We start from the raw sequence: 26,082 nt of genomic DNA on the forward strand, positions 1-26,082 counted from the left end.
TGCCCCGCCGTGCCTTCCGGCCACCTCACCGGGCGGCCGTACCGGGCCGCGCCGACAGCAGGTACCGGCACGCCACCGCTCGGCGCATCCCCGCGCCGGCGGCTCCGGTCCGAGCAGTGTACGAACCCGGCCCGGGTTACCGGAAACGGTGGTGAACCCTGCCACTCGCGCGGCACCGGTAACCGCACGGGCGGGCCTAGGCAGGCCTCGATCCCGGTGACCAGCACTTACCGTCCTATCGGGAGAAGGGGGCCGCGCGCGGTGGAATCGTCGAATCCCCGGCCCCCCAACCAGTCCCGAGAGCTTCTCGCGAACTCCGCAGCTCCGGTTCCAGGATTCGGCCCGGGCGCCGGCCGGCGCGCCCGACCGCTCGGCTTTTCCGCGGTCCCGAAGCCCGACCGGCACCGGCGTTCTCACGATGCGCCGATCGCGGATACGGTGGCGCACCGCGCTTCGGCGGCCGCTGCGCGGACCGGGTGCGGTCGGGGGCGTGCTCGGGTAGCAGTAGCGTGCGCGGCCCTCCGCCTGCCGCCGGAACCCCTGGCCCGATTTCTCCACGCTTTTTCCCCATCGAGCGCACTCTTACCCTAGAGTTGGACGAGTGACCAATTTATGGGTGAACTGGGCCGGTGATCAGCAGTGCACACCGGCCCGCCGGTGCGCGCCGCGCGATCACGCGGAACTGTCAGCCGAACTCGCTCGCGCTACCGAGGCCGGGCACCGGGTCCGCGTAGCGGGTTCGGGTCACTCGTTCACAGATACCTGCCTCACCGACGGCGTTCTGCTCGATCTGTCCAGGATGGACCGTGTTCTCGACGCGGACCCGGCGACCGGCCTGGCCCGGGTGCAGGCGGGGACGACCCTGGCGGCGCTCAACACCCGGCTCCACGAGTACGGCCTGGCGTTTCCCAATCTGGGCGATATCGATGTCCAGACCATCGCCGGCGCCACCGCCACCGGCACCCACGGCACCGGCGGGCGGCTGCCCAATATCTCCGCCGCCCTGCACGCGGTGGAGCTGATGACGGCCGACGGCCGCGTCGTCGAGCTGAGCGAGGAGTCCGATCCACAGGCCTGGCGCGCCGCCCGGGTCGGGCTGGGCGCCCTGGGCGTGGTCACCGCGTTCACGCTGCGACTCGTCCCCTCGTTCGTCCTCGAAGGCGTCGAACGCCCGGTTCCGGTCGACGAAGTACTGGCCGACCTGGACTCCTATATCGACGGCAACGACCATTTCGAGTTCTACATGTTCGCGCACAGTCCGATCGCCATGACCAAGCGCAACAACCGCGTCGATCTCCCCGCCGCGCCGCGACCCGAACTGGTCGACTGGTTCGCCGATGTCCTGCTGTCCAACCACACCTTCGACGCGCTGTGCCGGCTCGCCCGCCGGCGGCCCGGACTCATTCCGTGGATCCAGCGCGGCGCCGCCTACGCAGGCAGCTACCGTCGCCAGGTCGATCGTTCCTACCGGGTGTTCACCAGCCCCCGGCTGTTCCGCTTCACCGAAATGGAATACGCGATTCCACGGGAGCATTCGGTCGCGGCGATCAGGGAGATCAAAGCGACCGCGCAGCGTTTCGACAGCCCGATGCCGATCGAAGTGCGCTGGGTGGCGGGCGACGACGCGTTCCTCTCCCCCGCGGGCGGGCGCGCCACCTGCTATATCGCGGTGCACCAGTACCAGGGCATGGATCACGAGCCCTTCTTCCGCGCGTGTGAGGCGATCTTCGACCGCTACGACGGCCGCCCGCACTGGGGTAAACGCCACTATCAGACAGCGGAGACACTGTGCGGCCGCTACCCCGACTGGGACCGGTTCGCGGCGGTGCGGCGGCGCTACGACCCCCAGGGCCGGTTCGCCAACAGCTATCTGGACCGGGTACTCGGCCCGGTGTCAGCGACCGAGGATGCGGTCGACCAGCTCGGGTAGCGCGGTGCCGATCGGTTCGCGCACAACCTCGGTCGCGAGCGAATCGTAGGGCGTGGGTTCGGCGTTGACGATGATGAGATCGGCACCTGCCGATACCGCCCGCCCGCACAGCGAAGCCGCCGGCTCCACCTGCAACGAGGTACCGACCGCCAGGAAGATCTCGGCCGTCTCGGCGGCCAGTGTCGCCTTGATCAGCGTGCGGTGATCGAGGGCCTGGCCGAACATGATGACATCGGCTTTGAGGACTCCCCCGCAGGCCGGGCAGGGCGGATCCGCCTCACCGGCGGCCACCCGCTCCAGCGTGGCGGCCATGGTGGCGGTGTAGTCGCACTGCACGCAGACGACGTCGAACATGTTGCCGTGTATCTCCACCACCCGCTGGGGCGCGGACCCGGCACGTTGATGCAGCCTGTCGATGTTCTGGGTGACGATGGTGAGCGCCCGGCCGGCCCGTTCGAGATCCACCAGCGCGCGGTGCGCGCCGTTCGGTTCGGCCGCCCACGCGGGATTGTCCCGGCGGGCGAGCCAGGATTTCACGCGCAGCGCCGGATCGGCCAGGTAGTGGTCGTAGGTGGACAGCAGTTCGGCGATGGGATCTTCGGTCCAGACCCCGCGCGGCCCGCGGAAATCGGGGATACCGCTGTCGGTGGAGATACCGGCGCCGGTCAGCGCGGCGATCCGGCCGGTGCGCGCGTACCAGCCGGTCACCGGCGCGCCTCCGGCCGGTTGCGCGCTGCGTGGGACAGCGTCACCCGAGGGGTTGGATTGCACATGTCCCCGAGCTTAGGCAGCGAACATCGCACCCGGCACGGGTCCATCTACAAACAGCCGCCAGTTAACTAGCAGCAACCATTAACCGTATTCCGATCCGGCTTTCGAACGCCGCATAACCCGGCGGTCGCGATAATCTGCCGTAAACCGACCTCAAGACTTTTAACAGGCAGTTTTACCGAAAGATCACGAGTTCATCGCGCGATTCCGCGCTTTCGCCCACCCTGCTGTGATGGCCGTCTCTTGATTTGCTGGGTGGTATCCAGGAGGAGATTTCTCCGTTACCCTTGACACATCCAACCGCCACCGAAACGGAGGTTCTGCCATGGCTCGCCACCGCATTCCCCGTCCGGCGGACTCGCGGGTCGGATACCATATTTCAAGCACTTACGGCAGTCACGGTTTGGTAACCCGCCCTGCCGGGTATACGGAAGATATGACAGCACTGCGCAACCGACCCACCCGGATCGCCGGTATGGAATGGGGCACCGCACTGCTGGCCTTCGCCACGTGCCTCATCTTCAGCACCAGCATCGCCGCCATCACGCAATCCTTCACGAGCGCACTGCTCGCCACCGCCAGCATTCTCATCGGCCTCGGCATCACACTACGGATCCTCAGATAAGCTCGCCGACCCGAAATCGCGTGCCCCGCCCGCGAATATCTGCCCGCACGGCTAGTCTGCGAGCATGGTATCCGGGGACGGGTCCGACGACACCATCGGCGGAGACGGGGGCGGTTCCCCCGGCGAGCCCGCCGACGGTCCACCGCGTAGCCGGAGCGCAGACCCGGCGGTCGACAGCGGCTGGCTCGATCGCCGATACCGGCCGCATCCTCCCGGCAGGCCGCGGCTCTCCACCATCGCGCTGATCCTCGCCTTCGCCGCCGTGCTCGTTCTGTATCTGCTCCTGCAACCCGGCTGACCAGCGACCGGGAATAATCCGATTGCCGCGGCCGCTTAAGGTTGTCGTTATGAAGGAGAAGGGGCGCAAGGTCGTCGCGACCAACCGCCGGGCACGGCACAACTACACGATCCTGGACACCTACGAGGCCGGGATCGCGCTGGTCGGTACCGAGGTCAAGAGTCTGCGTGAGGGCAAGGCCTCATTGGTGGACGCCTTCGCGACCGTGGACAACGGCGAAGTGTGGCTGCGCGGCCTGCACATCCCCGAGTTCAGCCACGGCACCTGGACCAACCACGCACCGCGCCGGGTCCGGAAACTGCTGCTGCACAAACGGGAGATCGAACGCCTGGTCGGCAAATCGCGCGAGGGCAATCAAACCCTCGTCCCGCTGTCGATGTACTTCTCCGACGGCAAGGTGAAGGTGGAACTCGCCCTCGCCAAGGGTAAGCAGGATTACGACAAACGGCAGGATCTGGCCCGGCGGACCGCCGAACGCGAGGTCACCCGTGAGATCGGCCGCCGTATCAAGGGCATGCGCTGAGCGGACCCGGCGGCACCCGGAAAAGGGAATGAACCACGGTGGGTCAGGTGTTAACATGACTAGCCCGGTAAGGTGCCGGGACGTACGGGGCTGAACGGTTTCGACTGCGTACGTAGATTCAGGGGAAGCGTGTCGGTGCAGGCAAGAGACCACCGTAAGCGTCGTTGCAACCAATTAAGCGCCGATTCCAATCAGCGCGAGTACGCTCTCGCTGCCTAAGCGATAGCGTCTCTGTCGGCCCGAGGTTCGCCCTCGGCTTCGGTGCCGGCATCAGCTAGAGGGCTCACCGCGCGACTCGGTCGCGGAGTAGTGCGGGACATCCAACAGCGACTGGGATCGTCATCCCGGCTTGTTCGCGAGACCGGGAGATCCGAGTAGAGGCACAGCGAACTGCACACGGAGAAGCCTTGATGAAACGGCGGAGGACCCGGGTTCGATTCCCGGCAGCTCCACAGAAGGCCCCTCACTTGCCCAGCAGGTGAGGGGCTTTTTTCATCCGCTGATCACCCGCAGGTTGGGCCGTGCGGGCACATTTTGGGCACATCTCGCCGCGGCATTGCGGAATCCTGCGCCCATCCGATCGGCTACGCCGTCGAGGTCGTCGTCGAACAGGTGCCCGTAGTTATCGAGCGTCATCGTCGCCGACTTGTGCCCGAGCTGGCGCTGGATCGTCTTCACATGCGCGCCGCTGGCGATCATGAGCGACGCCGCGGAGTGGCGCAGTTGGTGCGCCGTCACGCGCGGGAACGTTGCCGGGCCGTCCGGCTCGCCGTCCTCGTCAAGCGGGATCGACGCCATGACGCAGCGGCCTACCGCCTTGGTGAACCAGTGCGTGGTCGTCGGGGGCCGGATCGGCCCGCCATCGGACGGCCGCGACCACAGGAGCCCCACGGGGTCGCGCTGCGCCGCGACGACCGGCGCCAGGAGGTCGGCGACTTCGGCAGGTATCGCAACCGATCGCAGCTCCCACGTCTTCGGCGTGGTGATCACCGTCCGAGAGTTCACCTTGGACGCCGAACGCACGATGTGAATGCGACGCCGCCGCAGGTTTACATCGCGCGGGCGTAGTGCCGCCATCTCGCCCCACCGCAGCCCCGAGTACGCGAGCAGCATCACGATTTCGTGGCCCTTGCTGCACTCGGCGGCGAGGGCGGCCACCTGGTCGTGCGTGAGGTAGACGTGATCAACCGGCACTCGCCGCGGGAGCGGGACACCCGCGGCCGGGTTCGCCGGTATCCGGCGTTCGTCGACAGCCTCGCTCAGGATCGACGACAGCACGCCGTGAATGTCGGCGACCGTCGACGGCGCCCGGTCAATGCCGGCGATGCGCGCGTGAAGCTCACCCACTCGCCCCTCCCCACGCCGGGCGAGAACGGGACTGTATGGCAGCGAGGGGTTGGCTCCCGGCCTCCTTGCCCCGAAGACCTGCCAGCGCGCGCCCACACGGACACCCTCGGCCGGAGCTCCACCGGTCGGGGGTGTCCGTGGTTCAACATCACACACACGAGAGGACGAACGTCATGCCTGTTGTCAGACCGTACGGATTCGAGGTCACCCGCCGGGGAAGCCGCACCTACGTAGTCGCCGGCGCCAAGGTCGGCGGCCGGAAAGTGCCAATGGTCGTCATACCGGTTCCCCCGCAGCGCCGGGGTAAGTAGCTGCACACCAGACACCCCACCCCTCGAAATATCCAGGGGTGGGGGTGTAGGTGACTCCGGTGGCAGTCATCTCTTTTTTGTACGGCCCCGAAAAATGGGTGCAATTTACCCTCTGAACTGACCGGATGCCACAAATTGACGTGCGGTCGGGTAGCGGTCGCTACTCGGATTCGACCTTGTGCCAGGTCCCGACACCCGGGGGCGTTTTCCCACGCACCCGGACCATATGCTCGACCGTCTTCGCTGTGTAATCCGTGCCGGTTCCGACCATGAAGTCGGCCAGGCCGATGCTCTCGCCGCTGCGCAGATCCCGCACGACGCGGGTGTCGTTGTCGTATTCGATGCCGGATTCAGAAAGGTCGAGTTCCCACCAAGGCTCGAGTTCAAATGTCATGGCGTGGAACGCTACCGCCACCGGGCCGCAGCGTTGCCCGAGTTCGCGAACGTCGCTGGCCGAGGTCTCAGTCTCCTGATTGCCTCTGGTCGGTGTGACTGTGCCGCACTTAGCCTGAACACATGGACCTTGGGGAGCGGCTACAGAGTCTGAGGAAGCGGCGCGGATTCACCCAGCGCGAGCTTGCCGAGGCGGCCGGGGTGTCGCTGTCGCTCATCCGCAAGATCGAGCAGGGGGAACGTGACGACGCCCGCATAGACACTCTGCGCCGCTTGGCGGTGGCCTTGGGTCGGCCGCTGGCAACCCTTCTGGGCCCGACACCCGCACCACCCGAGCCTGCGGCCGGGGCCAATGTGGCGTTGTGGGCCCCCACCCGCGAAGCCCTCACATCCCCAACCGATGATGCCGAGCCAGCGCCCGGCCTCGAGGCGGCACTCGCGCACGCTACCCGGCTGTACCACGACAACGAGTACGACCAGCTCGCCCGGGTGCTCCCGCGGTTGGTCCGCGAAAGCCACACTGCGGCACCGTTGCTGCGTTCGCGGGTGCTGCAACTGGCTGGTTCGATCCTGATACAGACGCGGCAACCGGACTCGGCACGCCTCGCGTTGGACCACTCGCTATCCGACGCGGAATCCACCGGCAATGTGCTGGACGCGGCATCCGCGGTGATCACACTGTGTTGGTTGCTGATTGTCGAACGACGATTCGACCAGGTGCGGAATCTGGCCACTCGGTGGGCCGATCGGGTCGAGCCGCGGTTGTCGGTTGCTACCGGCCGCGAGATTTCCACTTGGGGCTGGCTTCTGCTGCGCGGTTCGGCCGCGGCGGTGCGCGACAACCGGCCCGATGAAGCCGAGGACATGATGCGTCTCGCCGCGGCCGGCGCAGTCGCGATGCGGCCCGAACGCGCCCCGTATCACCAGTACTGGACGACGTTCGACCCGGCCACCGTCGCAATGAAGCGGGTAGAGAACGCGGTGATAGACGACCGGCCCGACCTCGCGCTACGGCTGGCGCGCGAGATCCCGCCGGACCTCCGCCCGACATCGGACAACCGCAACCGCCATCTCCTGGACGTGGCCACTGCCCAGCTCGAGCTACAGCGCTACGACAACGCGTTCGAGGTCCTGGCGAAACTGTCGTGTGAAGCTCGACCGTGGTTCGTCGAACAGCGATCGGCCGGTGACATCCTGAGCCGGATCATCACCAAGCGCCGCACGCTCACTTCTGAGATGCGCGAGCTCGCCGACATGATCCGACTCGAATACTGATGTGGCACTTCGGTTCCCTACCTCCTGAAAGTGCCATAGCGGCACGACCGGCCCCTGTACAAGGCTTCTCACCGGCCCCACCGCCGGGCTGACCTCCCCGGCCCCGGCGGTGGGTGCAATCCAATGGTGGGCCGGGGATGCAGGGGTGAACAGTGGTCGGGGAACAACCGCGCGCTATCGCGCTGATCCGCAGAGACGCACACGGTGACGGTGTGGACGTGTACAAGGTCGCCGAGCGCCACGGCTACCGACTCGTGTGGACGCTGCGCCTCGATACCGGGCCGCTGGCATCCGCTCTCATAGTGGCCGGCGCCATCATGGAGCACGCCGCCGCCGCGGTCATAGTGCCGTCGTTCGAACACGCCGACTCGGTGCGTCACGCGATCACCGAACACGCCGCGCTCGTCACGCCGATGTGCGTCTACTTCCGCGGGCACCGCTGGCCGGTCGTGCAGCTGTGACGGGCCACGATATCGCCCTGGTGCTGCTCGCCCTTGGGCTCGCCGGGCTCACCGTCGCGCTGTTCCGGGCGTAGGCGGATCGAACATCCGGGCGGTTTTGGGCACATTTTGGGCACAACTCGCCGAGATACCCTGTGATTGAGGGTGAACCAGCGCGACGTATTTATGCAGTTGGAGGCCATATCGACCTCACTGCCAGCCCCCTAATCCGGGTTCGATTCCCGGCAGCTCCACAGAAGGCCCGCAGGTCACCGACCTGCGGGCCTTTTCCTTGCGGCGGTACGGGCCTACCGTATGACGGCACCGGCCGCCTGCGGCCACCGTTGATACCCGGCAGCTACTCCCGCCCGGCGCGCAATCCGGCCACCACCAGTGACCCACCGGCCAGCGCGACGGTCGCGGCGACGAATGCGAACAGGGTGACGCCCGCGGCGAAACCGAGACGGTCGCTGAGGAAGCCCAGGGCCAGGATCAGCAGGCCCGCGAAGGCATAGGCACCGATATTGAGTGCCGCATTGGCCTCGGCCAGCCGACCGGCCGGGATATCGGTATTGAGCAGAGCCAGTCCGCCGAGCATTCCCGGACCGTAGGCGAACCCGGCCAGCACCGCGGCGGCGGTCAGACCGGCCACCGATGAGGTGTCGACCGCGACGACCAGAGCGGCCACGCAGACGATCGTGCCGGCCACCGAGATCAGCAGCAGTCGACGCACCGGCAGGCCGCGCAGGGCGAACTGACTGCCGGTGGCGACGGCGAAGGTCAGACAGGCCAGGGCACCGGCGACGATCCGGTTGGTCGTGCCGAGCAGTTCCGACAGCAGCGACGGCGCCAGCGACAGCATGAACGCCGTCGTGGTCAGCGCGGCACCCGCCACGGTGACGGCGACGAGCAACGGCCGCCGGTTCGGGCCCGGCACCCGGGGCACCCGGATCCATGCCGTACCGCCGCGAGCGCCGCGGCGCGGAATCGGCACCAGCGCCACGATGGCCAGCGCCACCAGCAGGAACAGCGTTTCGAGCAGGAAGACGGTCACGGTCGGGCCGGGCACGGTTTCCGAGAGCACCCCACCGAGCAGCGGGCCCAATCCGGTTCCGACCGCGATTCCAACGGCACCGGCCAGCGCCGCGGACCGGGTGCCGGCCGGGCCCGCGATATCGGTTACCGCGGCCACTCCCGCGGACACCATGGCGCCGCTGGCGATACCGGTCAGGGTGCGCGCCACGAACAGGGCGAGGGTGCTCGGCGCGGCGGCGAAAAGCAGCCCGGCGACGATCGCCAGCACGAGCGCGGGTACCAGCACCGCTTTTCGGCCCAGCCGATCCGAGGCGACTCCCGAGACGAGGAGAGCGAAGGCCATACCGGCCATGTAGCAGCAGAACACCGCGGTGAGAGTGCTCTTGCCGAAGCCGAATTCGTCCTGCCAGAGCACATACAGCGGGGTGGCCGCATTCGCGAGGCCGAAGACCGCGGCGATCGGCCAGGCGGCCGACCAGATACGCAGGTGGGTGCGACGCTCCCCCGGCGGGTGGGCAACGAGGGCGGCGGTGACGGCCATGGTGCGCTCCTGACTCATGTACGAGTTTTCTCGAACAAGTACGAACAGAGTCGAACTGTAGCATCAAGTACGATAATTGTCGTACTGGATATCGAGCCGAGGAGAGCCGTGCCGGATACCACCACTCCGCCGGGCCACACAGATACACCCGGCGAGCTGCTTCCCGAGCCCACGCGCGCGGAACTACGCCTGGAAACCGTGCTGGCCGCACTCAGCGACCCCATGCGACTCGCCATCGTGCGCGCGTACTACCTCGACTCGGGTGGCGTACCGCAGGCGTGCGGCTGGTTCCGGATCGATCGGCCGAAATCGACGCGCACCCACCACTGGCGGGTACTCCGCGAGGCCGGGTTGATCCGACAGTGGCAGCACGGCCTGGAACGCCGCAATGTGGTGCGCGTCGAGGATCTCGAGGCGAGATTCCCGGGCCTGCTGAACTTGGTCGCGGACTGGAAGCCACCGAACTGACCGGTAAGAATTCCTGTTACCCATCTTTTCTGTAACTCATCGTCCCACTAATGTGTATCATCACAGGTGCCGGTGCACCGCCCGCCGCGACGTGTCGCCGCTGGTACCGGCGACGATCGAGGAGGATCGATGAGGCTGTTCGGCAAAGCCGCCCCCACCCGGGCCACCGATCCGGGAGACATCGCGTTGCACGCGCGCGATGTGCGCTTCGACTGGGCCGAGATCCCGCTGCACTGGATGACCGCCGAACCCATCGCCTCCCATGTGATGAATTCGCTCAACCTCCTGCTGCCCGAAGGCGAACGCAGCTTCCTGACCACCTTCGGCGAGGCACTCCCGTTTGTGCGGGACCAGAAATTGCGCGAGGACATGCTCGGTTTCATCGGCCAGGAGTCGATGCACGCCGAAACCCATGCCGGCTCCCACGACATGCTGCTCACCGCCAACGGTATCGATCCGCGGCCGTTCCTGCGGCAGGCGGAATACCTGTTCCGCAAGACCGTCGGCCCCCGGCAGAGCACGCGGACGCGGGCCGGGCGCCAGCAATTGGTCGACCGGCTCGGGGTCATCGCCTCACTGGAGCACTTCTTCGCTTTTCTCGGCGACTGGGTGCTCAACAGCGAACTGGAACGGTTCGACGCCGACCCGCGCATGCTCGATCTGTACCGCTGGCACGGCGCCGAAGAAGTGGAACACCGGAATGTGGCCCACGATGTCGCCGAATACTTCGGCGTGGGCTATTTCCGGCGCGGCGCGCTGATGCTGCTGGTCTTCCCGTCGTTCCTGGTGCTGCTGGTGCGCGGTACGAAATATCTGGTGTTACGGGACCCGTCCCTGCCCGATCTCGGTTATCCGCGGCTACTGATGCGAATCTTCGGCGCGATGCGGCGCGGGGCGCTCCCCGGGGTTCCCGCCCTGCTGATCAGTGCGCTGTCGACGTTCCGGCCGGGATACAGCCCGGAATCGGTCGGATCCACCGCGCAGGCGGTCGCTTATCTGGCGCAGTCGCCGGCCGCTCGGGCGGCCTCGTGACCGTCGCCGGCTCCCGTCCGGCGGCGTCACTTCCGCTACCGGACGATCTGTACGGCAGACCGCGTCGCGACCGGACCCTGCGCCTGCTCGACGTCGTGGTGGGCGCCCGCATGCGCTGGACCGCCCTCACCAATCGGCGCGAGCCGGCATCGCGCGCGGACGACGGGCGGATCGGTGTCCGCGTCGTCGAGCGCCGGGTTCGCGCGCACGACGACGAAGTGGTGAGCCTGCGGCTGGCCGCGGCCGACGGCCGGGATCTGCCGAGGTGGCGGCCGGGGGCACACCTGGATGTGGAACTGCCCTCCGGGCGGCTGCGTCAGTACTCGCTGTGCGGGGACCCGGCCGATACCCGGACCTACCGGATCGCGGTCCGGCGCATCCCCGGCGGCGGCGGAGGCTCCGAGGAGGTACACCGGGCGTTGACCGTCGGGTCCGCGCTGGTGGTGCGGGGGCCGCGTAACGCGTTTCCGTTCGCGGTACCCGGGCACGGATCTCCGGCCACGCGGCTGCGTTTCGTGGCCGGAGGTATCGGCATCACACCGATCCTGCCGATGATGCGACTGGCCGATTCCCTCGGCATCGACTGGACGGCGCTGTACACCGGCCGTACCCGCGAGAGCCTGCCCTTCCTCGACGAAGTCGAGCGTTTCGGCGACCGGGTCACTGTGCGCACCGACGACCGGTCCGGGCTGCCCGCGGGTACCGAACTGGTAGCGGGCGTGCGCCGGGGCACCGCGGTGTACTGCTGCGGTCCGGCGCCGATGGTCGGCGCCGTCGCCACCGCCCTGCGCGGGATCTCCGGTGTGGAATTGCACTCCGAACGATTCTCGGCACCGCCGATCGTGGACGGTGTGCCGTTCGAGATCGAATTGGCTCGCAGCGGCGAGGTACTCGCCGTCCCGGCCGACCGGTCCGCCCTGGACGTCCTGCTCGCGCACCGCCCCGATCAGCCGTACTCGTGCCGTCAAGGCTTCTGCCGCACCTGCAAGGTACGGGTGCTGTCCGGTTCACCGGACCATCGCGATTCCGTCCTGTCCCCGGCCGAGCGTGCCGCCGGCGATCTGCTGGCGTGCGTATCGCGCTGTGCGGGTGCCCGTCTGGTACTCGACCTCTAGTATTCCGTGAGCACCGAGGAGTAAGCGTGATCGAATCCGGCAACGAACCCACCACGACCCGGCGCACGGTGCGCAGCGGCGCCTTCGACCTCGCGGTCTACGAATACGGCGACCCCGCCGCCGAAACCGTGGTGCTGGTACACGGCTGGCCCGATACGCACCACCTGTGGCGCGCAGTGATCCCGGAGCTGGCCGGGCGATTCCATGTGGTGGCCTACGACACCCGAGGTCACGGGGCTTCCACCCGCACCGGCCGGGTCGCCGATTTCCGGCTCGCGGAACTGGCCGCGGACTTCTTCGCGGTCGCCGACGCGGTCAGCCCGGACCGGCCGGTCCACGTGCTCGCGCACGACTGGGGTTCGGTGCAGGTCTGGGAGGCGGTCTGCGAGCCGCGAGCGGTCGAGCGCATCGCCTCGTTCACCTCGGTCTCCGGACCCAACCTCGACCACCTGGGCAAATGGGTGCGCGACCGGCTCGGCCGACCCAGCCCGCGCAATATCTGGCAGCCGTTCACGCAGTTGCTGTCCTCGGCCTATACCGGGTTCTTCATGACACCGGGTCTGCCGCGGCTGGCGTTCGGCCTGCTCGCCACCGAACACCGCTGGCGCCGGGTCATCCAGATCATGAACGACACCGCGCCCTCGACGATATTCTTCGCCCCGACACTGAAGCGGGATATGGTCGACGGCCTGCTGATCTACCGCGCGAATATTTTCGCGCACCTGCTGCACCCGCGCGAACGCACCACCGACGTACCGGTCCAGCTCATCGTCGCCGGTCGCGATATCGCGGTGCGGCCCGCCGGTTACGACGATACGGGGCGGTGGGTCTCGCGGTTGTGGCGCCGCGATATTCCCGCCGGGCACTGGATGCCGTTCTCCCATCCGGGGCTGCTGGCTTCCGCCACTACGGAATTCGTGGACGCGCTGCGCAACGGCGAGGTGACCGCGGGGGTCACCGCGCCGAAGGCCGACGGGCGGCCGGCGCGCCGGTTACGGGCGGTCCGGCTTACCGGCACGGACTGATTCGCGCCGGACCCGCTCACGAGGCGGCCGACGGTGCGGCAGGTCCCGGGGCGGCGCGACAGAAGCGCTCACCCCAGATCCGGATATGCTCGACCATTTCCGGAGGCTCGAGGATCTGGAACTCGGCGTCGAGCGATCCCAGCGACAGGGCGGGCCAGTCCAGCGAATCGGTGGTCATCGAGACCCGGCAGCGGCCTGCGTCGATCTCCTCCACACTGCCCCAGCGCCCGAGACGCTGCCGGACCGACTCCGCCGGGGCTTCGACCAGTGCCTCGATCCGATGCAGATGCGGCATATTGTCCACGCCGGAGCGGACGAACTCCGCGGCGTCCGCGGTGGGCAGTTCCCTCGGGCGGAAACGGGATCCGTCGCCCGCCGGATCGGTGAGCCGGTCGACCCGGAAGCTGCGCCAATCATGGCGGGTCAGATCGAATGCCACCAGATACCAGCGCCGGCCCAGGGCGACCAGGCGGTGCGGTTCGACGTGCCGAACGCTTCGGCGGCCGTCGGCGGCGGTGTAGGTGAAACGCAATCGCTCACTGTCGCGGCAGGTCAGGGCTACCGCGGCGAGCGCTTCGGGATCAAGGGCGGCAGCGGAGCGACCGTCACCCCAGTCCGCGGGCACGGTCATGGCCCGGATCGCCTCCACCCGCTTGCGCAGCCGTGGCGGCATCACCTGCACCACTTTCGCCAGCGCCCGCACCGAGGACTCCGCAACGCCTTCCACCATGCCCTGCATCGCGAACTGCAGGCCCACCACCAGTGCCACGGCCTCGTCGTCGTCGACCATCAACGGTGGCAGCGCCGCCCCGGCGGCGAGTTGATAACCACCGTCGACACCGCGTTGCGCTTGCACCGGATAGCCCAGGTCGCGCAGGCGGTCGATATCGCGCCGCAGGGTCCGCGGCGAGATTCCCAGCCGCTGCGCCAGCTCGGTACCGGGCCAGTATTTGTGGGTCTGCAACAGCGACAGCAGGCGCAGCGTCCGCGTGCTCGTATTGGCCATACCGTCGATTGTTCTCGAATTGCGGTCGGTTTGTGGCCGCTGGCGCGGATTCGCGGAAAGCCGAGGAGAGCGCGGAGCGGTCATGGTGCCGCCCGCATGTTGTTCAGTGCGTTCCGAGCGCACGCAGTGATACGCCGGTGATGGTGTCGGCGAGGATCGACCCGTCGGCGTGCTTACGGCCGTAGACCATGATCGGGGCCCCCTCGGCGATGGCCTCGATGGTGGTGGCGATCAGCACATAGATCTTGGTGTGGTCGTCGGTGTGCACGACCATCTCGGAATGATTGATCTCGCTCTTGATCGTGAGCGTGCGGCCGTCATTGGTCAACACCTTCCCCCAGGCGAAGCCGGCTCCGATATCCGGGGATTTCGGGGCCGGCGCCTCGGTCTCGCGGGGTGCCATGGTCGAGGCGGCGATGGCCGAGGTCGGGGCGGCGGACTGGTCGGGATCGGTTGTCCGCCCGAGGTAGAAGAATGTCACCGCGAGCAGGACAGCCATCCCGAGACACAGGCCGAGCAGCGCGTGACCGCCGACGGGAAGAAGTTCGCGAGGTTCGGGCTCCGGGCCGGACCACGAGGGATTCGCGGGCTCGGGGGGCGGGGCCGCGTAATGGGTTCCGCGAGTGCGCGCCTCCGGAGGGGCCGGCCCGGGCGCGGGGTGCGCCGCCGGTGGATCGGGCACCGCCCGCCGTCGGCCGCCGTCTACACCGGGTTCCGCGGGCCGGTTTTCCGCTGGGACGGAGGTAGCGGGGAAATCCGTGGACTCGTGTCCTTCCGGCCCGGGCTCCGGGGGCAGGGGTACCGGCGACGGCCCACTCGACGCGGCGCCGGGCACCTGGCCGGGCGGACACTCCGATAGGTCGTCCTCGCTGTCGGATGCGACGTCCTCACTCCACCTGCCGTCCCCGAGGCCGGAGCCGTGCGCGGCGGTTCCGAGTAGACGAACCGATTCGAGCGACCCGGCAATCGCCGGGCGATTCCGAGGTGCGCGGTGGGTCGCAGCCCCGATAACCCCTGGGTCCAAGCTGCCGAAATGCTCGGCGAGCAAGCCTGCGCGGTGGCGTGATTGCGACCACGGAGTGCGCTTGCTGGACATACTGCCAGGTTAGGGCCTCTGTCCAGGCCCCTATCGTCACTGACGGGAGGGATCATGGGACGAAAGCGATTCTGTCGCAGCGGCTTCCGCCTGTCCATGGCTCATCCGGCTGCCAGGACCTCGAGAACCTGCTCTCCGTAACGTGCCAGCTTGTTCTCGCCGACGCCGTTCACCGTGCCCAGTTCCCGCAGATCGGCCGGTTTACGAGCGGCGATATCACGGAGAGTGGCGTCATGGAACACCACGTACGCGGGCACACCCTGCTCCTTGGCGGTATCGGCCCGCCACTGCCGCAGTTTCTCGAACAGCGCGGTATCGGCGGTATCGAGATCCGCGGGCGCGGCCCGGCCGGATTTCGCGCTGCGCGCCGCCCGCGCGGGAGTGGGCCGTTCCGGTTCACGGCGCAGCGCGACGGTGCGGCCGTCGAAGAGGACGGCTTCGCTGGCCTCGGTCAGGGTGAGCACTCCGTAATCGCCGTGGACCGCGAGCAGCCCCTGGGCCAGCAACTGCCGGACCACCCCGCGCCACTGGGTATCGCGCAGATCGGTCCCGACACCGAACACACTGAGTTCGTGGTGGTCGTACTGCTGCACCTTCTGGTTCTTCTTGCCGAGCAGGATATCGATGAGATGACCCGCACCGAAGCTCTGCCCGCGCTCCCGTTTCAGGCGCAATACCGCCGAGAGCAGTTTCTGCGCGGCGACGGTGCCGTCCCACGATTCGGGCGGGTTCAGGCAGGTGTCGCAGTTCCCGCACGGCGGGGGCGGCTGACCGAAGTAGGCCAGTAGCTGGGCCCGGCGGCAGTCGACCGTCTCGCACAGGGCGAGCATCGCGTCCAGGTGCAGCTGCAGCTGACGGCGATGCGCTATATCGCCCTCGGAGGTTTCGATGAGTTTGCGCTGTTGCACCACATCCTGCAGGCCGTAGACCATCCAGGCCGTGGACGGCAGCCCGTCCCGCCCGGCACGCCCGGTCTCCTGGTAGTAGCCTTCGACCGATTTGGGGAGGTCGAGGTGGGCGACGAAACGCACATCGGGTTTGTCGATACCCATCCCGAAGGCGATGGTCGCTACCACTACCAGGCCCTCCTCCCGCAGGAAGCGCGCCTGGTTCTCGGCTCGGGTGCGATTGTCCAGACCCGCGTGGTACGGGACCGACCGGATGCCGTTCTCGGTGAGAAACGCCGCGGTCTTCTCGACGGAGTTGCGGGACAGGCAGTACACGATGCCGGCGTCGCCGGGATGCTCGGCGCGCAGGAATTCGAGGAGCTGGCGATCGGGCCGGTTCTTCGGTTCGATGCGGTACTGGATATTGGGCCGATCGAAACTGGCCACGAAGCGCCGGGCGCCGCCCAGATCGAGCCTGGTGATGATCTCGTCGCGGGTCTTCTCGGTGGCGGTCGCGGTGAGTGCGATCCGGGGCACGTCGGGCCAGCGTTCGTGCAGTACGGACAGCGCGAGATAATCGGGCCGGAAATCGTGACCCCATTGCGAGACGCAATGCGCCTCGTCGATCGCGAACAGCGCGATCCGCCCCCGGTCGAGCAGCTGGGCGGTGGATTCCATGCGCAGCCGCTCCGGCGCGAGATACAGCAGATCGAGCTCGCCGGCCGCGAACTGCGCCTCCACGGCCCGGCGCTCGTCCGGGAACTGGGTGGAGTTCAGGAAACCGGCCCGCACCCCGAGCGCGCTGAGCGCGTCCACCTGGTCCTGCATGAGCGCGATCAGCGGCGAGACCACCACCCCTACGCCGTCGCGGACCAGCGCGGGAATCTGGTAGCACAGCGATTTGCCGCCGCCGGTGGGCATGAGCACCAGCGCGTCGCCGCCGCCGATCACCTGATCGACGATCGCGCGCTGTTCACCCCGGAAACTGTCGTAACCGAAGACCCGGCTCAGAATCCGCTGTGCCGCATCGGGTTCGGCACCGGACTCGACAGCGGGCACGGTCGGGGCTTCGGGGGCTTCCACGCGGCCCATCCTACGAGCACCGCCGGACAACCCCGGGGGCGTCCGGCGCGGGTGCCGAGGTGCCGCGCACAGTTGCGCACATGTGGATTTCCACCACGGCGCCCCGCCGGTACCGTGACCACGCCCACGCCGGCCGCGCAGTCCGGCGATACCGCTCCGGATCACCTAGGTTCTCCGGTATGACATCCAGGACACGATCGTGCGCTCGATGGGTATCGGTCGGCGCTGCGGCGGCAGCGGTGGCATGGCTCAGCGCGGTGCCCGCGCCGGCGCAGGATTTCCCGTCCCGGTGCGCGGACGGCTGGCAGGCGACCACGATCGTCGAGGGGGTCGGCAATCTGGAGAACCTGGATTCCGACGGGGCCGGTGGCTTCTATGTCACCGGCCTCGTCGACGGCTATCTCGCCCATGTTTCGGCCGACGGGAAATTCGAGAAGCTGGTCACCGGGCTGCAGCATCCGGCAGGCATTCGAGTGGCCGGGCGCTCGGTGTACTTCCTGACCGGCGACGGGGTGACCGACCCGCCGGGCACGCTACAGCGCTACGACCTCGATACCGGCGCGGTGACCGTGCTCCGCACCGGGCTCAACGGCCCGAACGGCCTGCTGTTGCTCCCCGACGGGGACCTGCTGATCAGCACGATCGGGCTTTCCCGGCCGCCTACCGGAATCGCCCGGTACCGGCCGTCGACCGGCGAGTTCACCGAATCGTGGTCGCCGCTCCCGCTGACCAACGGCCTGGCCCTGGCTCCCGGCGGGGAGTCGATCTACACGGGCAATCTGACCATGCGGATCTTCCGTGTCCTCTTGCGTTCGCCCGCCGACGCCCAGGTGGTCGCGGGGCCACCGAACCTGCTCACCGTGCCCGACGATATGGAGGCCACCCGCGCCGGTGACCTGTACGTCGCCGATCACGGAGTCGGCGCGATCTACCGGGTGGACCCGGCCACGGGTTCCGGATGCGCGATCATCACGGGCCTGATCAAACGGCCCGACCCGGTCCGGACTGTGCCCGATGGCACCACGTCGGTGCGGATCGCCCGCGACGGTGAGTCGTGGGCCCTGTTCGTGACCGGGATGGACGGGGCGTTGCGGCGGCTGCGCCCGCCGCCGGATATCGACCTCACACCCGCCGACGCCACTCGGCGCCGATAAGTACTGGCCAGTTCAGCAGCAGTTTCCGGAAATATCCGAACCTGCGTGAATTGAGGTCGGAAAGTGGCCGCCAGGGGTCATATCGTGCTTTTCGAACACAAATTCCACCCCGATCCCCGACGGAAGGCGATGACCTTGAGCGAGAACTCCACCCTCCCCCGGACCGACACCGCCGCGACCCTGTCCGGCGAACGCGCCGACCTGCTGGCCGAATTGCGCGCCGCGCGCTTCTTCCTGCGCTTCACCGCTCGCGAGCTGACCGACGAACAGGCCGCGGCCCGCCCCACTCCCAGCGCACTGTGCGTGGGCGGCCTGATCAAGCATGTGACCGGTGTCGAACGCGGCTGGGTGGATTTCTTCGAGGAGGGCGCCGCGGTCTCGAAGGATTTCGCCGATATGACCGCGGCGGATTTCGCGGCGCGCGACGACGAATTCCGCATGTTGCCCGGCGAAACGCTCGCCGGGGTGCTCGCGGCCTACGAGGAGGTGGCGCGGCGGACCGACGAAATGGTGGCCACCCTGCCCGACCTGGACGCAAAGTGCCCGCTCCCCAAGGCCCCCTGGTTCCGGGAGACCCACTGGTCGGCACGCCGGGTGTTTCTGCACATCATCGCCGAGACCACGCAGCACGCGGGTCACGCGGACATCATTCGTGAGGCGATCGATGGCGCCAAAACGATGGGCTGACGGGCGGGCACCACGAGATGCCGCCGCCGGCTCGGCAGCAGCACCGTCGGATGGGCGATGCTCCAGCCCGCGCCCGCACAGACGAACTCCTTGATGCGGGCGGCGATGCGTCCGGTGACGACGGTCGATGTCGGCTCGTCGGCGGGGGTGACCCGCTGGATGATCCCGTCGCGGCGGCCCAGGCTGATGCACTGGGTGACATAGCCGATCGTCGTCTCCGGAACCTCCCGACCGGTCAACCGCGCGGCCAGAGCGTCGGCGGCCTGCCACGCCATCGGGCTCGCCGTGGCGCAGGACATCCGCAGCGGCGCACCCCCCACGCCCTTGGCGTACGCGGCATCACCGACGGCGTAGACCTCGGGATGCGAAACCGACCGCATGGTGGCGTCGACGACGATGCGGCCGGTCTCGGAGACCGCGAGCGTGGTGGCCGCCGCGAGGGGGTGCACGGTGAACCCCGCGGTCCACACCGTCACCTCGGCTGTGATCCGGCCGCCACCGTGGAGGTCCACACCGTCGGCCGTGACTGCGGTGATCTCGGTGTTCTCGTGCACCGTGATACCGAGCCTGTCGAACGCGCCGTGCAGATGACGCCGGGCGCGGTCGCTGAGCCAGTCACCGACCCCGCCGCGGGCGGCTACCTCGACCGCGAGGTCGGGGCGGGCCTCGGCGATCTCGGTGGCCGCCTCGATCGCGGTCAGGCCGCCACCGGCGACCAGCACCTTCGCTCCGGGGGTCAACTCCTGCAGGCGGGCCCGCAGCCGCAACGCGGCCTGTTTCCCCGCGAGACCGTGCGCGTACTCTGCGACGCCCGGCACGCCGTTGTCTGCGGCGATGCTGCCGAGGGCGTAGACGAGGTTGTCGTAGGTGAGGGTCTCGGCGCCGTGCGTATCGGCGAGATCGACGGTCCGGCGTTCCACATCGACCGCGGTGACCCGGGCAGTCCGGACCTGTACGCCGCTACCGGAGAACACCTCGCGCAGGGGACGGCGGGCGAGGTCCTGGCCGGCCGCGAGTTGGTGCATGCGCACCCGTTCGACGAAGTCGGGGTCCGCGTTGATCACAGTGATCTCGACATCGTCGCGGTGCAATCGCTTGGCCAGGCGGCCGGCGGCGATGGCTCCGGCGTATCCGGCGCCGAGGACCAGGATGCGGTGTTTCATGGCGGGCTCCTATCCGATTGCGATCACTTCCTGAACCGGACAGCCCCGCGATCCCTGACAGATCGGCATTGTGAGGTGGGTCACCACTTCGCGGCGAGTGGGAGATGGGGGCCGGCGGCCTCCCATTCGCCAGCGAGATGCGCCAGCTTCTCGGGCGCGACCTGCACATGCAGGGCGGCGATGCCCGCAGGCGCCATTTCGAGGCACAGGGCGCCGTAGACCCGGCCGCCGACCTCGATCACGATCGCTGGATCGCCGTTGAGCACAGCCGCGAAGAATGTGAGATCGGCGCCGACCATGGCGCGTTTCGCGCCGGTCGGCCGGAACAGATTGCGCAGGTAACGAGCCACCTCGGCCGCCCCCACGACCGGGGTCCTGCGGGCCGGAACGGTACCGCCGCCGTCGGCCACGCTGACGACATCGCCGGTGAGCAACCGGACCAGCGGCTCGGTCTCGCCGCTGAGCGCGGCAGCGAGGAACTCCTCGGCGATCCGCCGCGCGGCCACCGCGTCGACCTCGGTCCGGGACCGGCCGCCGAGGTGCTGCGCGGCCCGCCGGTAGATCTGCTGGCAGTTCGATTCGGTGAGCTCGAGGATCTCCGCGATCTCCCGATACGGGTACCCGAACGCCTCACGCAGCACATACACCGCGCGCTCGTTGGGGGTGAGCCGCTCCATCACGGTGAGCATCGCCAGCGAGACCGACTCGCGCTGCTCGGCGGTCTCGGCGGGACCGAGCATCGGGTTCCCGGCGAGGACCGGCTCCGGAAGCCACTGTCCGACGTAGGTCTCCCGCCGGGCCCGCGCCGAGGTGAGCTGGTTGAGGCACAGGTTGGTGAGCACTTTCGTCAACCATGCCTCCGGCGTCTCGATCCGCTCCCGGTCCACCGCGTGCCACCGCAGGAACGTTTCCTGTACCGCGTCCTCGGCGTCACCGGCCGACCCCAGCAGCCGGTAGGCGATCGCCTCCAGGCGGCCCCGGGCGCCCTCGAAGAGCTCGGCCTCATGCGTACTGAGCGACATCAGCCCATCGTCGGTCATCGGCGCAGTCGGCGTCCACCGGCGCGGTTCGTAGCGCACGCGGCCCTGCCCCGTCGCGGCGCCGGCCGGGCGCGGCAGTCGCGGCTCAGCCGCGGAGGCGGAGCAGAACCTGTTCGTGCAGCCGCCCGTTGGAGGCCACCGCGTCTCCGCCGTGCGGGCCGTCGCGACCGTCGAGGGAGGTGAAAGTGCCACCGGCCTCGCGGATCAGGATGTCCAGCGCGGCCAGGTCCCACAGCGACACCTCCGGCTCGGCCGCGATATCCACCGCCCCCTCGGCGACCAGGCAGTAGTTGAAGAAGTCGCCGTAACCGCGAACCCGCCACACATCGTCGGTGAGGTCGATGAACTGCTCGCGCAGACCGCGGTCGCGCCAGCCGGACAGGCTGGAGAACGCGAGACTGGCGGAACCGAGATCGGAGACCGCGCTGACGGTGATGGGCTGCGGCGCACCGGGGTGGAAACTCGACCACGCGCCCTGCCCCGCCGCGGCCCACCAGCGGCGGGCCAGCGCGGGCGCGCTCACCACACCGACTACCGGCACACCGTCTTCCAGCAGGGCGATGAGAGTGGCCCACACCGGGACGCCGCGCACGAAATTCTTGGTGCCGTCGATCGGATCGATCACCCATTGCCGGCCGGTGAACTCGGCCGTGCCGCCGAATTCCTCCCCGAGGACCGCGTCCTCGGGGAGGCCGTGTCGCAGCATCCGGCGGATCGCCTCCTCCACGGCCAGATCGGCATCCGATACCGGAGTGAGGTCCGGTTTGGCATCGACCTTCAGGTCCAGCGCGCGGAAGCGTTCCCGGGTGATCGCGTCCGCTTCGTCGGCCAGCCGCAATGCGAGTTCGAGGTCAGAGGAGTGAGCAGCCACACCCGAACACTATCGAGTCGGTCCGGGCGCGGCCGCGCGCCGTGCCGTCACGCGACCGTGGCCGGCCCGGCCCTTCAGACCGCCACCGCGCGGGCCGCCACCAGAGCCTGGGCCCACCAGTGCAATCGGTCCAGCATCACCTGGGCCGCGGCCTCCGGTTCCGTGGGCGCGAGCAGCTGCCCGTCCTCCCCGAACAGCAGGTAGTAGCGAGGGAAGGAGACGTACTCGCGCACGGTGTGGGCGTCGAGCTCGTTGAACACCTGGCGCAGCTGTTCGATGGCGAGCAGCCCGCCGCTGGCCCCGCTGTAGCCGACGAACGCGATGGCCTTGCGCTGCCACTGCGTGAAATGCCAGTCGATGACGGCTTTCAGCGAGGCCGGGAAACTGCGGTTGTAGTCGGGGGTGACGACGACGAACGCGTCGGCGGCGGCGAGCCGTTCGGTCAGGTCGCCCATTCCCGCCGGACGCGGCGGGTTCGGCTCCATTGCCGGGGGAACCGCCGGCAGCGCGAGCGGGATCTCGGCCTCGGCCAGGTCGATGACGTCGATCTCGAACCCTTCGTGACGGGCGGCCTGCGCGGCGATCCACGAGGCGACGACCGGCCCGAAGCGGCCTTCGCGGACGCTGCCGACGATCACCGCAAGGCGCAGGGGCGTAGCGGACATGGTGTGCTCCGTTCTTCTTCGAGCGGCCCGGCGGCCGCCGGAATCGAATCTGCCGTCCCGGGCGCCGCGCTGGGAGACCGCGCCGAGAGTGGTACTGCCACGGCCACCCTGTGCGGCCGGCCCGCCGCTACCGTGGGACCGTGAGTGAGAACGAGATGGGCCTGTTCCTGCGCAGCAGGCGTGACGCGGTGACACCGGCCCAGGTGGGGTTGCCCACCGGGGCGCGCCGCCGGGCGCCCGGACTGCGACGGGCGGAACTGGCCACGCTGGCGGGGGTCAGCGTGGAATACATCACCCGTCTCGAGCAGGGCCGGGACCGCAATCCCTCGCCCCAGGTCCTCGCCGCGCTGGCCGACGCGCTCGGACTCACCTCCGCCGAACGTGTCCACCTGTACCGGCTGACCAAGGCCGATACCGGGTTCAACTGCATGGGCCGGGCCCGCCCGGGTCGCGAGATCCGGCCGACAATCCGGGCGCTGCTCGATCAGCTCGAACCCGCGGCGGCGGTGGTGGTCAACCGGCTCACCGAGGTACTGGCCTGCACCGAGGGCTACCGCAGGTTGATGGAGTCGACCGGGGCGCTCGATGGTGAGCACTGGTCGAATCTCGCTCATTTCGCTTTCACCGATCCGCGGGCCCGCGAGGTCTACCCGGATTGGGATCATCTGGCCGACCATCTGGTCGCCACCCTCAAACAAGGCCCCTTCCGCGCCGATCCGGAGATCGCGGCGCTGGCCGACCAGCTCACCATCACCGCGGGTGCGGCGTTCACCGATCGGGTCGCCACGGTGCCCAATCTGCCCGCCGCCACCGGGGTGACCCGGATGGCGCACCCCACGGCCGGGACCTTGCGGCTGGCTTTCGAGACCCTGGACCTGTTCGCCGACGACGATCAGCAGCTGATCGTCCATCTCCCCGCCGACCCGGCGACGGCCGCCGCCCTGGACCGGCTCGCCGGCCACCGCCCCGGCAACCTGCGGGCCGTCCCGAGCTGACCCGCGGCGACCGCAGGTGGCCTCCGCGGGCCGCGCGATGCACCACGATGGACAGTCCTAGTAGCCTTGAACACCGTGCATCCAGACGTGACCGCCGACCTCGCCGAACTCGACGCGACCCTCAAGACCGTCGAATCGGTCCTCGATATCGAGGAGCTGCGCCGCCGTATAGACGAGCTGGAGCACCAGGCCGCCGATCCCGAACTCTGGAACGACCAGGATCACGCGCAGCGGGTCACCAGCGAGCTCTCGCACGCCCAGGGCGAACTGCGCCGGGTCGAGGAGTTACGGCAGCGGCTCGAGGATCTCCCCGTGCTCTACGAACTGGCCGAGGAAGAAGAAGGCGAGGCCAAGACCAGCGCACTGGCCGACGCCGACGCCGAACGGGCCGCACTGCACACCGATGTGGAGGCCCTCGAGGTCCGCACCCTGCTGTCGGGCGAGTACGACAAACGCGACGCGCTGGTCAATATCCGCTCCGGCGCCGGCGGTGTGGACGCGGCCGACTGGGCCGAGATGCTCATGCGTATGTACATCCGCTGGGCAGACCGGCACAAGTACTCGGTCGAGGTCTACGACACCTCCTACGCCGAGGAAGCCGGTATCAAGAGCGCCACCTTCGCGGTCAAGACGCCGTACGCCTACGGCACCCTCTCGGTGGAGATGGGCACGCACCGGCTGGTCCGGATCAGCCCCTTCGACAACCAGGGCCGCCGCCAGACCTCCTTCGCCGAGGTCGAGGTGCTGCCGGTGGTGGAGACCACCGACCATATCGAGGTCCCGGAAACCGATATCCGGGTCGATGTCTACCGGTCCTCCGGGCCCGGCGGCCAGAGCGTCAACACCACCGACTCGGCGGTGCGGATCACCCATATCCCCACCGGAATCGTGGTGACCTGCCAGAACGAGAAATCGCAGCTGCAGAACAAGGTCTCGGCCATGCGGGTGCTGCAGGCCAAACTGCTGGAACGCAAACGGCAGGAGGAGCGCGCCCAGATGGATGCGCTCAAGACCAACGAGGGCGCGTCCTGGGGCAACCAGATGCGGTCCTATGTGCTGCACCCGTACCAGATGGTCAAGGATCTGCGCACCAACTACGAAGTCAACAATCCCTCGGCGGTACTCGACGGCGATATCGACGGCTTCATCGAATCCGGAATCCGCTGGCGGATGAGTACAGTGCTGCAGGAGAGCTAGCGGCGCCGATTCCGGGTGGTCGCGGGCTGTTTCGGTGATGCACGGGAGAGCAGGTGGTCTGATGCATGCGGAGGGGGCGCAGGCCCTGGCGCTGTCGCTGGCGGCATCCTCGGAGGTCACCTCGTGGCTGCGGTCGTCCGGCCTGGAGATCGTGCTGCTGATTCTCGGGGCGATGTTGTTCGCCCGCTTCGCCACCTACGTGCGCGACCGGGTCACCCAGAAGATCGATTCGGGGTTCCGCGGCGGTGACGCGCTGGTCCGCTCGGAGGAGGCCAAGCACCGGCACGCGCTGGCGCAGGTGCTCACCTGGGTGGTACTCACCGTGGCCTATGTGCTGGTCGCCATGGAGGTGCTGGGGCGGATCGGGTTCTCGATGTCGGGCCTGGTCGCACCGGCCGCAGTCCTGGGTGCCGCGCTCGGTTTCGGCGCCCAGCGCATCGTGCAGGACATCTTGGCCGGGTTCTTCCTCATCACCGAACGGCAGTACGGGTTCGGCGATGTGGTGCGGATCGCGGTGACCGGTATCCAGGATCCGGCCGAGGGCACGGTCGAGGATGTGACGCTGCGGGTCACCAAATTGCGTAATCCGGACGGTGAGGTGATCACCGTCCCGAACGGCCAGATCGTGAAAGTCACCAATCTGTCCAAGGATTGGGCCCGCGCGGCCATCGATGTCCCGGTCTCGGCCAGTGCCGATATCATCCGGATCAACGAAGTGCTGCACGAGGTGGGCGGCCAGGCCTACCAGGACCCCCGCCTCGAACCACTGCTGCTCGACGAGCCGACGGTGATGGGCGTGGAGGACCTGACCGTGGACCAGATGAACATCCGGATGGTCGCCCGGACGCTGCCGGGTAAACAGTTCGAGGTGAGTCGCGAGCTACGGGTGCGTGTGGCCGCGGCCATGCGCCGGGAGGGCCTGAATGCGCGCCCGTAGATCGACGCTCATCCTGGCGTGCGGCTGGGTGGCGACCTTCGTGCTGTACCTGTTCGTCAAACCGGACCAGATCGCGCCCGCGAAACCGGCGCCCGCGCCCGCCGTACCCGCCGTCCATCAGGTCCCTGCGCAGGTGATTCCCGTCCGGTAGCGGTTGCGACACGGCCCGCGC

The 26,082-nt window shown here is 68.4% G+C and carries 27 protein-coding genes and 1 other RNA gene; 17 read left to right on the forward strand and 11 right to left on the reverse strand.

Features of this window, described 5'->3' with window-relative positions:
- Positions 1–601: 601 nt before the first annotated feature.
- Positions 602–1,930 carry a D-arabinono-1,4-lactone oxidase gene (locus tag NS4_RS19415; RefSeq protein WP_063060943.1) on the forward strand — a complete coding sequence of 443 codons (1,329 nt, stop codon included), beginning with the start codon at positions 602–604 and terminating at the stop codon, positions 1,928–1,930.
- Here the strand turns inward: NS4_RS19415 and NS4_RS19420 are convergent.
- A complete protein-coding gene (locus NS4_RS19420) occupies positions 1,895–2,701 on the reverse strand; it encodes an SIR2 family NAD-dependent protein deacylase (protein ID WP_245665548.1) in 807 nt (268 codons plus the stop codon). The genes NS4_RS19415 and NS4_RS19420 overlap by 36 nt on opposite strands.
- A gap of 436 nt (positions 2,702–3,137) precedes the next feature.
- Here NS4_RS19420 and NS4_RS19425 point away from each other — a divergent pair, with 436 nt between their 5' ends.
- From NS4_RS19425 to ssrA, 4 genes are all read left to right on the forward strand, one after another.
- The gene (locus NS4_RS19425; protein WP_063060945.1) at positions 3,138–3,326 is read left to right on the forward strand and encodes a hypothetical protein; all 189 of its coding nucleotides are present in this window, start codon (positions 3,138–3,140) and stop codon (positions 3,324–3,326) included.
- A 64-nt stretch (positions 3,327–3,390) separates the two neighbouring features.
- Entirely contained in the window at positions 3,391–3,624 is a 234-nt protein-coding gene (locus tag NS4_RS19430) for a WLR motif membrane protein (RefSeq protein WP_063060946.1), read from the forward strand.
- A gap of 49 nt (positions 3,625–3,673) precedes the next feature.
- Positions 3,674–4,147 carry an SsrA-binding protein SmpB gene (gene smpB / locus NS4_RS19435; protein ID WP_063060947.1) on the forward strand — a complete coding sequence of 158 codons (474 nt, stop codon included), beginning with the start codon at positions 3,674–3,676 and terminating at the stop codon, positions 4,145–4,147.
- Positions 4,148–4,233: 86 nt separating this feature from the next.
- Positions 4,234–4,602, forward strand: a transfer-messenger RNA (tmRNA) gene (gene ssrA, locus NS4_RS19440).
- 37 nt (positions 4,603–4,639) lie between these two features.
- Here ssrA and NS4_RS19445 read toward each other — a convergent pair.
- On the reverse strand, positions 4,640–5,494 hold the full coding sequence (locus NS4_RS19445) for a tyrosine-type recombinase/integrase (protein ID WP_063060948.1): 855 nt from the start codon (positions 5,492–5,494) through the stop codon (positions 4,640–4,642).
- A gap of 471 nt (positions 5,495–5,965) precedes the next feature.
- The gene (locus NS4_RS19450; RefSeq protein ID WP_063060949.1) at positions 5,966–6,199 is read right to left on the reverse strand and encodes a hypothetical protein; all 234 of its coding nucleotides are present in this window, start codon (positions 6,197–6,199) and stop codon (positions 5,966–5,968) included.
- 122 nt (positions 6,200–6,321) lie between these two features.
- Here NS4_RS19450 and NS4_RS19455 point away from each other — a divergent pair, with 122 nt between their 5' ends.
- Together NS4_RS19455 and NS4_RS19460 are read left to right on the forward strand one after the other, a co-directional pair.
- Complete coding sequence (locus NS4_RS19455; RefSeq protein ID WP_063060950.1) at positions 6,322–7,473, forward strand: helix-turn-helix domain-containing protein; 1,152 nt, start codon at positions 6,322–6,324, stop codon at positions 7,471–7,473.
- Positions 7,474–7,625: 152 nt separating this feature from the next.
- On the forward strand, positions 7,626–7,934 hold the full coding sequence (locus NS4_RS19460; protein WP_063060951.1) for a hypothetical protein: 309 nt from the start codon (positions 7,626–7,628) through the stop codon (positions 7,932–7,934).
- A gap of 337 nt (positions 7,935–8,271) precedes the next feature.
- Here the strand turns inward: NS4_RS19460 and NS4_RS19465 are convergent, their stop codons facing one another.
- Positions 8,272–9,507 carry an MFS transporter gene (locus tag NS4_RS19465; RefSeq protein WP_218020373.1) on the reverse strand — a complete coding sequence of 412 codons (1,236 nt, stop codon included), beginning with the start codon at positions 9,505–9,507 and terminating at the stop codon, positions 8,272–8,274.
- 90 nt (positions 9,508–9,597) lie between these two features.
- Here NS4_RS19465 and NS4_RS19470 point away from each other — a divergent pair, with 90 nt between their 5' ends.
- The 4 genes from NS4_RS19470 (at position 9,598) to NS4_RS19485 (ending at position 13,129) form a co-directional block, all read left to right on the forward strand.
- Positions 9,598–9,957 (forward strand): ArsR/SmtB family transcription factor, encoded by a 360-nt coding sequence (locus tag NS4_RS19470; protein ID WP_063060952.1) that lies wholly within the window; start codon positions 9,598–9,600, stop codon positions 9,955–9,957.
- Positions 9,958–10,086: 129 nt separating this feature from the next.
- Complete coding sequence (locus NS4_RS19475) at positions 10,087–10,989, forward strand: metal-dependent hydrolase (RefSeq protein WP_063060953.1); 903 nt, start codon at positions 10,087–10,089, stop codon at positions 10,987–10,989.
- On the forward strand, positions 10,986–12,104 hold the full coding sequence (locus tag NS4_RS19480; protein ID WP_063060954.1) for a PDR/VanB family oxidoreductase: 1,119 nt from the start codon (positions 10,986–10,988) through the stop codon (positions 12,102–12,104). The genes NS4_RS19475 and NS4_RS19480 overlap by 4 nt, the downstream gene beginning before the upstream one ends.
- 26 nt (positions 12,105–12,130) lie before the next feature.
- Positions 12,131–13,129, forward strand: coding sequence for an alpha/beta fold hydrolase (locus NS4_RS19485; RefSeq protein ID WP_245665550.1), 999 nt, complete (start codon positions 12,131–12,133; stop codon positions 13,127–13,129).
- 16 nt (positions 13,130–13,145) lie between these two features.
- Here the strand turns inward: NS4_RS19485 and NS4_RS19490 are convergent, their stop codons facing one another.
- The 3 genes from NS4_RS19490 to recQ form a co-directional block, all read right to left on the reverse strand.
- A complete protein-coding gene (locus NS4_RS19490) occupies positions 13,146–14,135 on the reverse strand; it encodes a helix-turn-helix transcriptional regulator (RefSeq protein WP_063060955.1) in 990 nt (329 codons plus the stop codon).
- 103 nt (positions 14,136–14,238) lie between these two features.
- Positions 14,239–14,634, reverse strand: a complete 396-nt coding sequence (locus NS4_RS19495; RefSeq protein ID WP_063060956.1) for a hypothetical protein — start codon at positions 14,632–14,634, stop codon at positions 14,239–14,241.
- 698 nt (positions 14,635–15,332) lie between these two features.
- Positions 15,333–17,201 carry a DNA helicase RecQ gene (recQ, locus tag NS4_RS19500; protein ID WP_063060986.1) on the reverse strand — a complete coding sequence of 623 codons (1,869 nt, stop codon included), beginning with the start codon at positions 17,199–17,201 and terminating at the stop codon, positions 15,333–15,335.
- A gap of 179 nt (positions 17,202–17,380) precedes the next feature.
- Between recQ and NS4_RS19505 the strand changes: the two genes are divergently transcribed.
- The gene (locus tag NS4_RS19505; RefSeq protein WP_063060957.1) at positions 17,381–18,355 is read left to right on the forward strand and encodes an NHL repeat-containing protein; all 975 of its coding nucleotides are present in this window, start codon (positions 17,381–17,383) and stop codon (positions 18,353–18,355) included.
- Between the two features lie 129 nt (positions 18,356–18,484).
- Positions 18,485–19,042: a DinB family protein gene (locus NS4_RS19510; protein WP_063060987.1), complete on the forward strand. Its 558-nt coding sequence runs from the start codon at positions 18,485–18,487 to the stop codon at positions 19,040–19,042.
- Here the strand turns inward: NS4_RS19510 and NS4_RS19515 are convergent.
- The 4 genes from NS4_RS19515 to NS4_RS19530 all read right to left on the reverse strand — a co-directional run bounded on the left by NS4_RS19515 (position 18,991) and on the right by NS4_RS19530 (position 22,781).
- Positions 18,991–20,205: an NAD(P)/FAD-dependent oxidoreductase gene (locus NS4_RS19515; protein ID WP_063060958.1), complete on the reverse strand. Its 1,215-nt coding sequence runs from the start codon at positions 20,203–20,205 to the stop codon at positions 18,991–18,993. The two genes, NS4_RS19510 and NS4_RS19515, sit on opposite strands and share 52 nt — an antisense overlap.
- Positions 20,206–20,285: 80 nt before the next feature.
- Positions 20,286–21,245 (reverse strand): RNA polymerase sigma factor SigJ, encoded by a 960-nt coding sequence (gene sigJ, locus NS4_RS19520; RefSeq protein ID WP_245665552.1) that lies wholly within the window; start codon positions 21,243–21,245, stop codon positions 20,286–20,288.
- Between the two features lie 85 nt (positions 21,246–21,330).
- Positions 21,331–22,116, reverse strand: coding sequence for a histidinol-phosphatase (gene hisN / locus NS4_RS19525; protein ID WP_063060959.1), 786 nt, complete (start codon positions 22,114–22,116; stop codon positions 21,331–21,333).
- A gap of 74 nt (positions 22,117–22,190) precedes the next feature.
- Positions 22,191–22,781, reverse strand: a complete 591-nt coding sequence (locus NS4_RS19530; RefSeq protein ID WP_063060960.1) for an NADPH-dependent FMN reductase — start codon at positions 22,779–22,781, stop codon at positions 22,191–22,193.
- A 140-nt stretch (positions 22,782–22,921) separates the two neighbouring features.
- Here NS4_RS19530 and NS4_RS19535 point away from each other — a divergent pair, with 140 nt between their 5' ends.
- The 4 genes from NS4_RS19535 (at position 22,922) to NS4_RS32305 (ending at position 26,061) form a co-directional block, all read left to right on the forward strand.
- Positions 22,922–23,776: a helix-turn-helix domain-containing protein gene (locus NS4_RS19535; protein WP_063060989.1), complete on the forward strand. Its 855-nt coding sequence runs from the start codon at positions 22,922–22,924 to the stop codon at positions 23,774–23,776.
- 75 nt (positions 23,777–23,851) lie between these two features.
- Positions 23,852–24,973: a peptide chain release factor 2 gene (gene prfB / locus NS4_RS19540; protein ID WP_063060990.1), complete on the forward strand. Its 1,122-nt coding sequence runs from the start codon at positions 23,852–23,854 to the stop codon at positions 24,971–24,973.
- Positions 24,974–25,034: 61 nt separating this feature from the next.
- Positions 25,035–25,910 carry a mechanosensitive ion channel family protein gene (locus NS4_RS19545; protein ID WP_063060961.1) on the forward strand — a complete coding sequence of 292 codons (876 nt, stop codon included), beginning with the start codon at positions 25,035–25,037 and terminating at the stop codon, positions 25,908–25,910.
- A complete protein-coding gene (locus tag NS4_RS32305) occupies positions 25,897–26,061 on the forward strand; it encodes an Rv3103c transmembrane domain-containing protein (RefSeq protein WP_157106132.1) in 165 nt (54 codons plus the stop codon). The genes NS4_RS19545 and NS4_RS32305 overlap by 14 nt, the downstream gene beginning before the upstream one ends.
- Positions 26,062–26,082: the final 21 nt, after the last annotated feature.

Origin of the sequence: Nocardia sienata NBRC 100364 (assembly GCF_001613205.1) — a bacterium.
GTDB lineage: Bacteria > Actinomycetota > Actinomycetes > Mycobacteriales > Mycobacteriaceae > Nocardia > Nocardia sienata.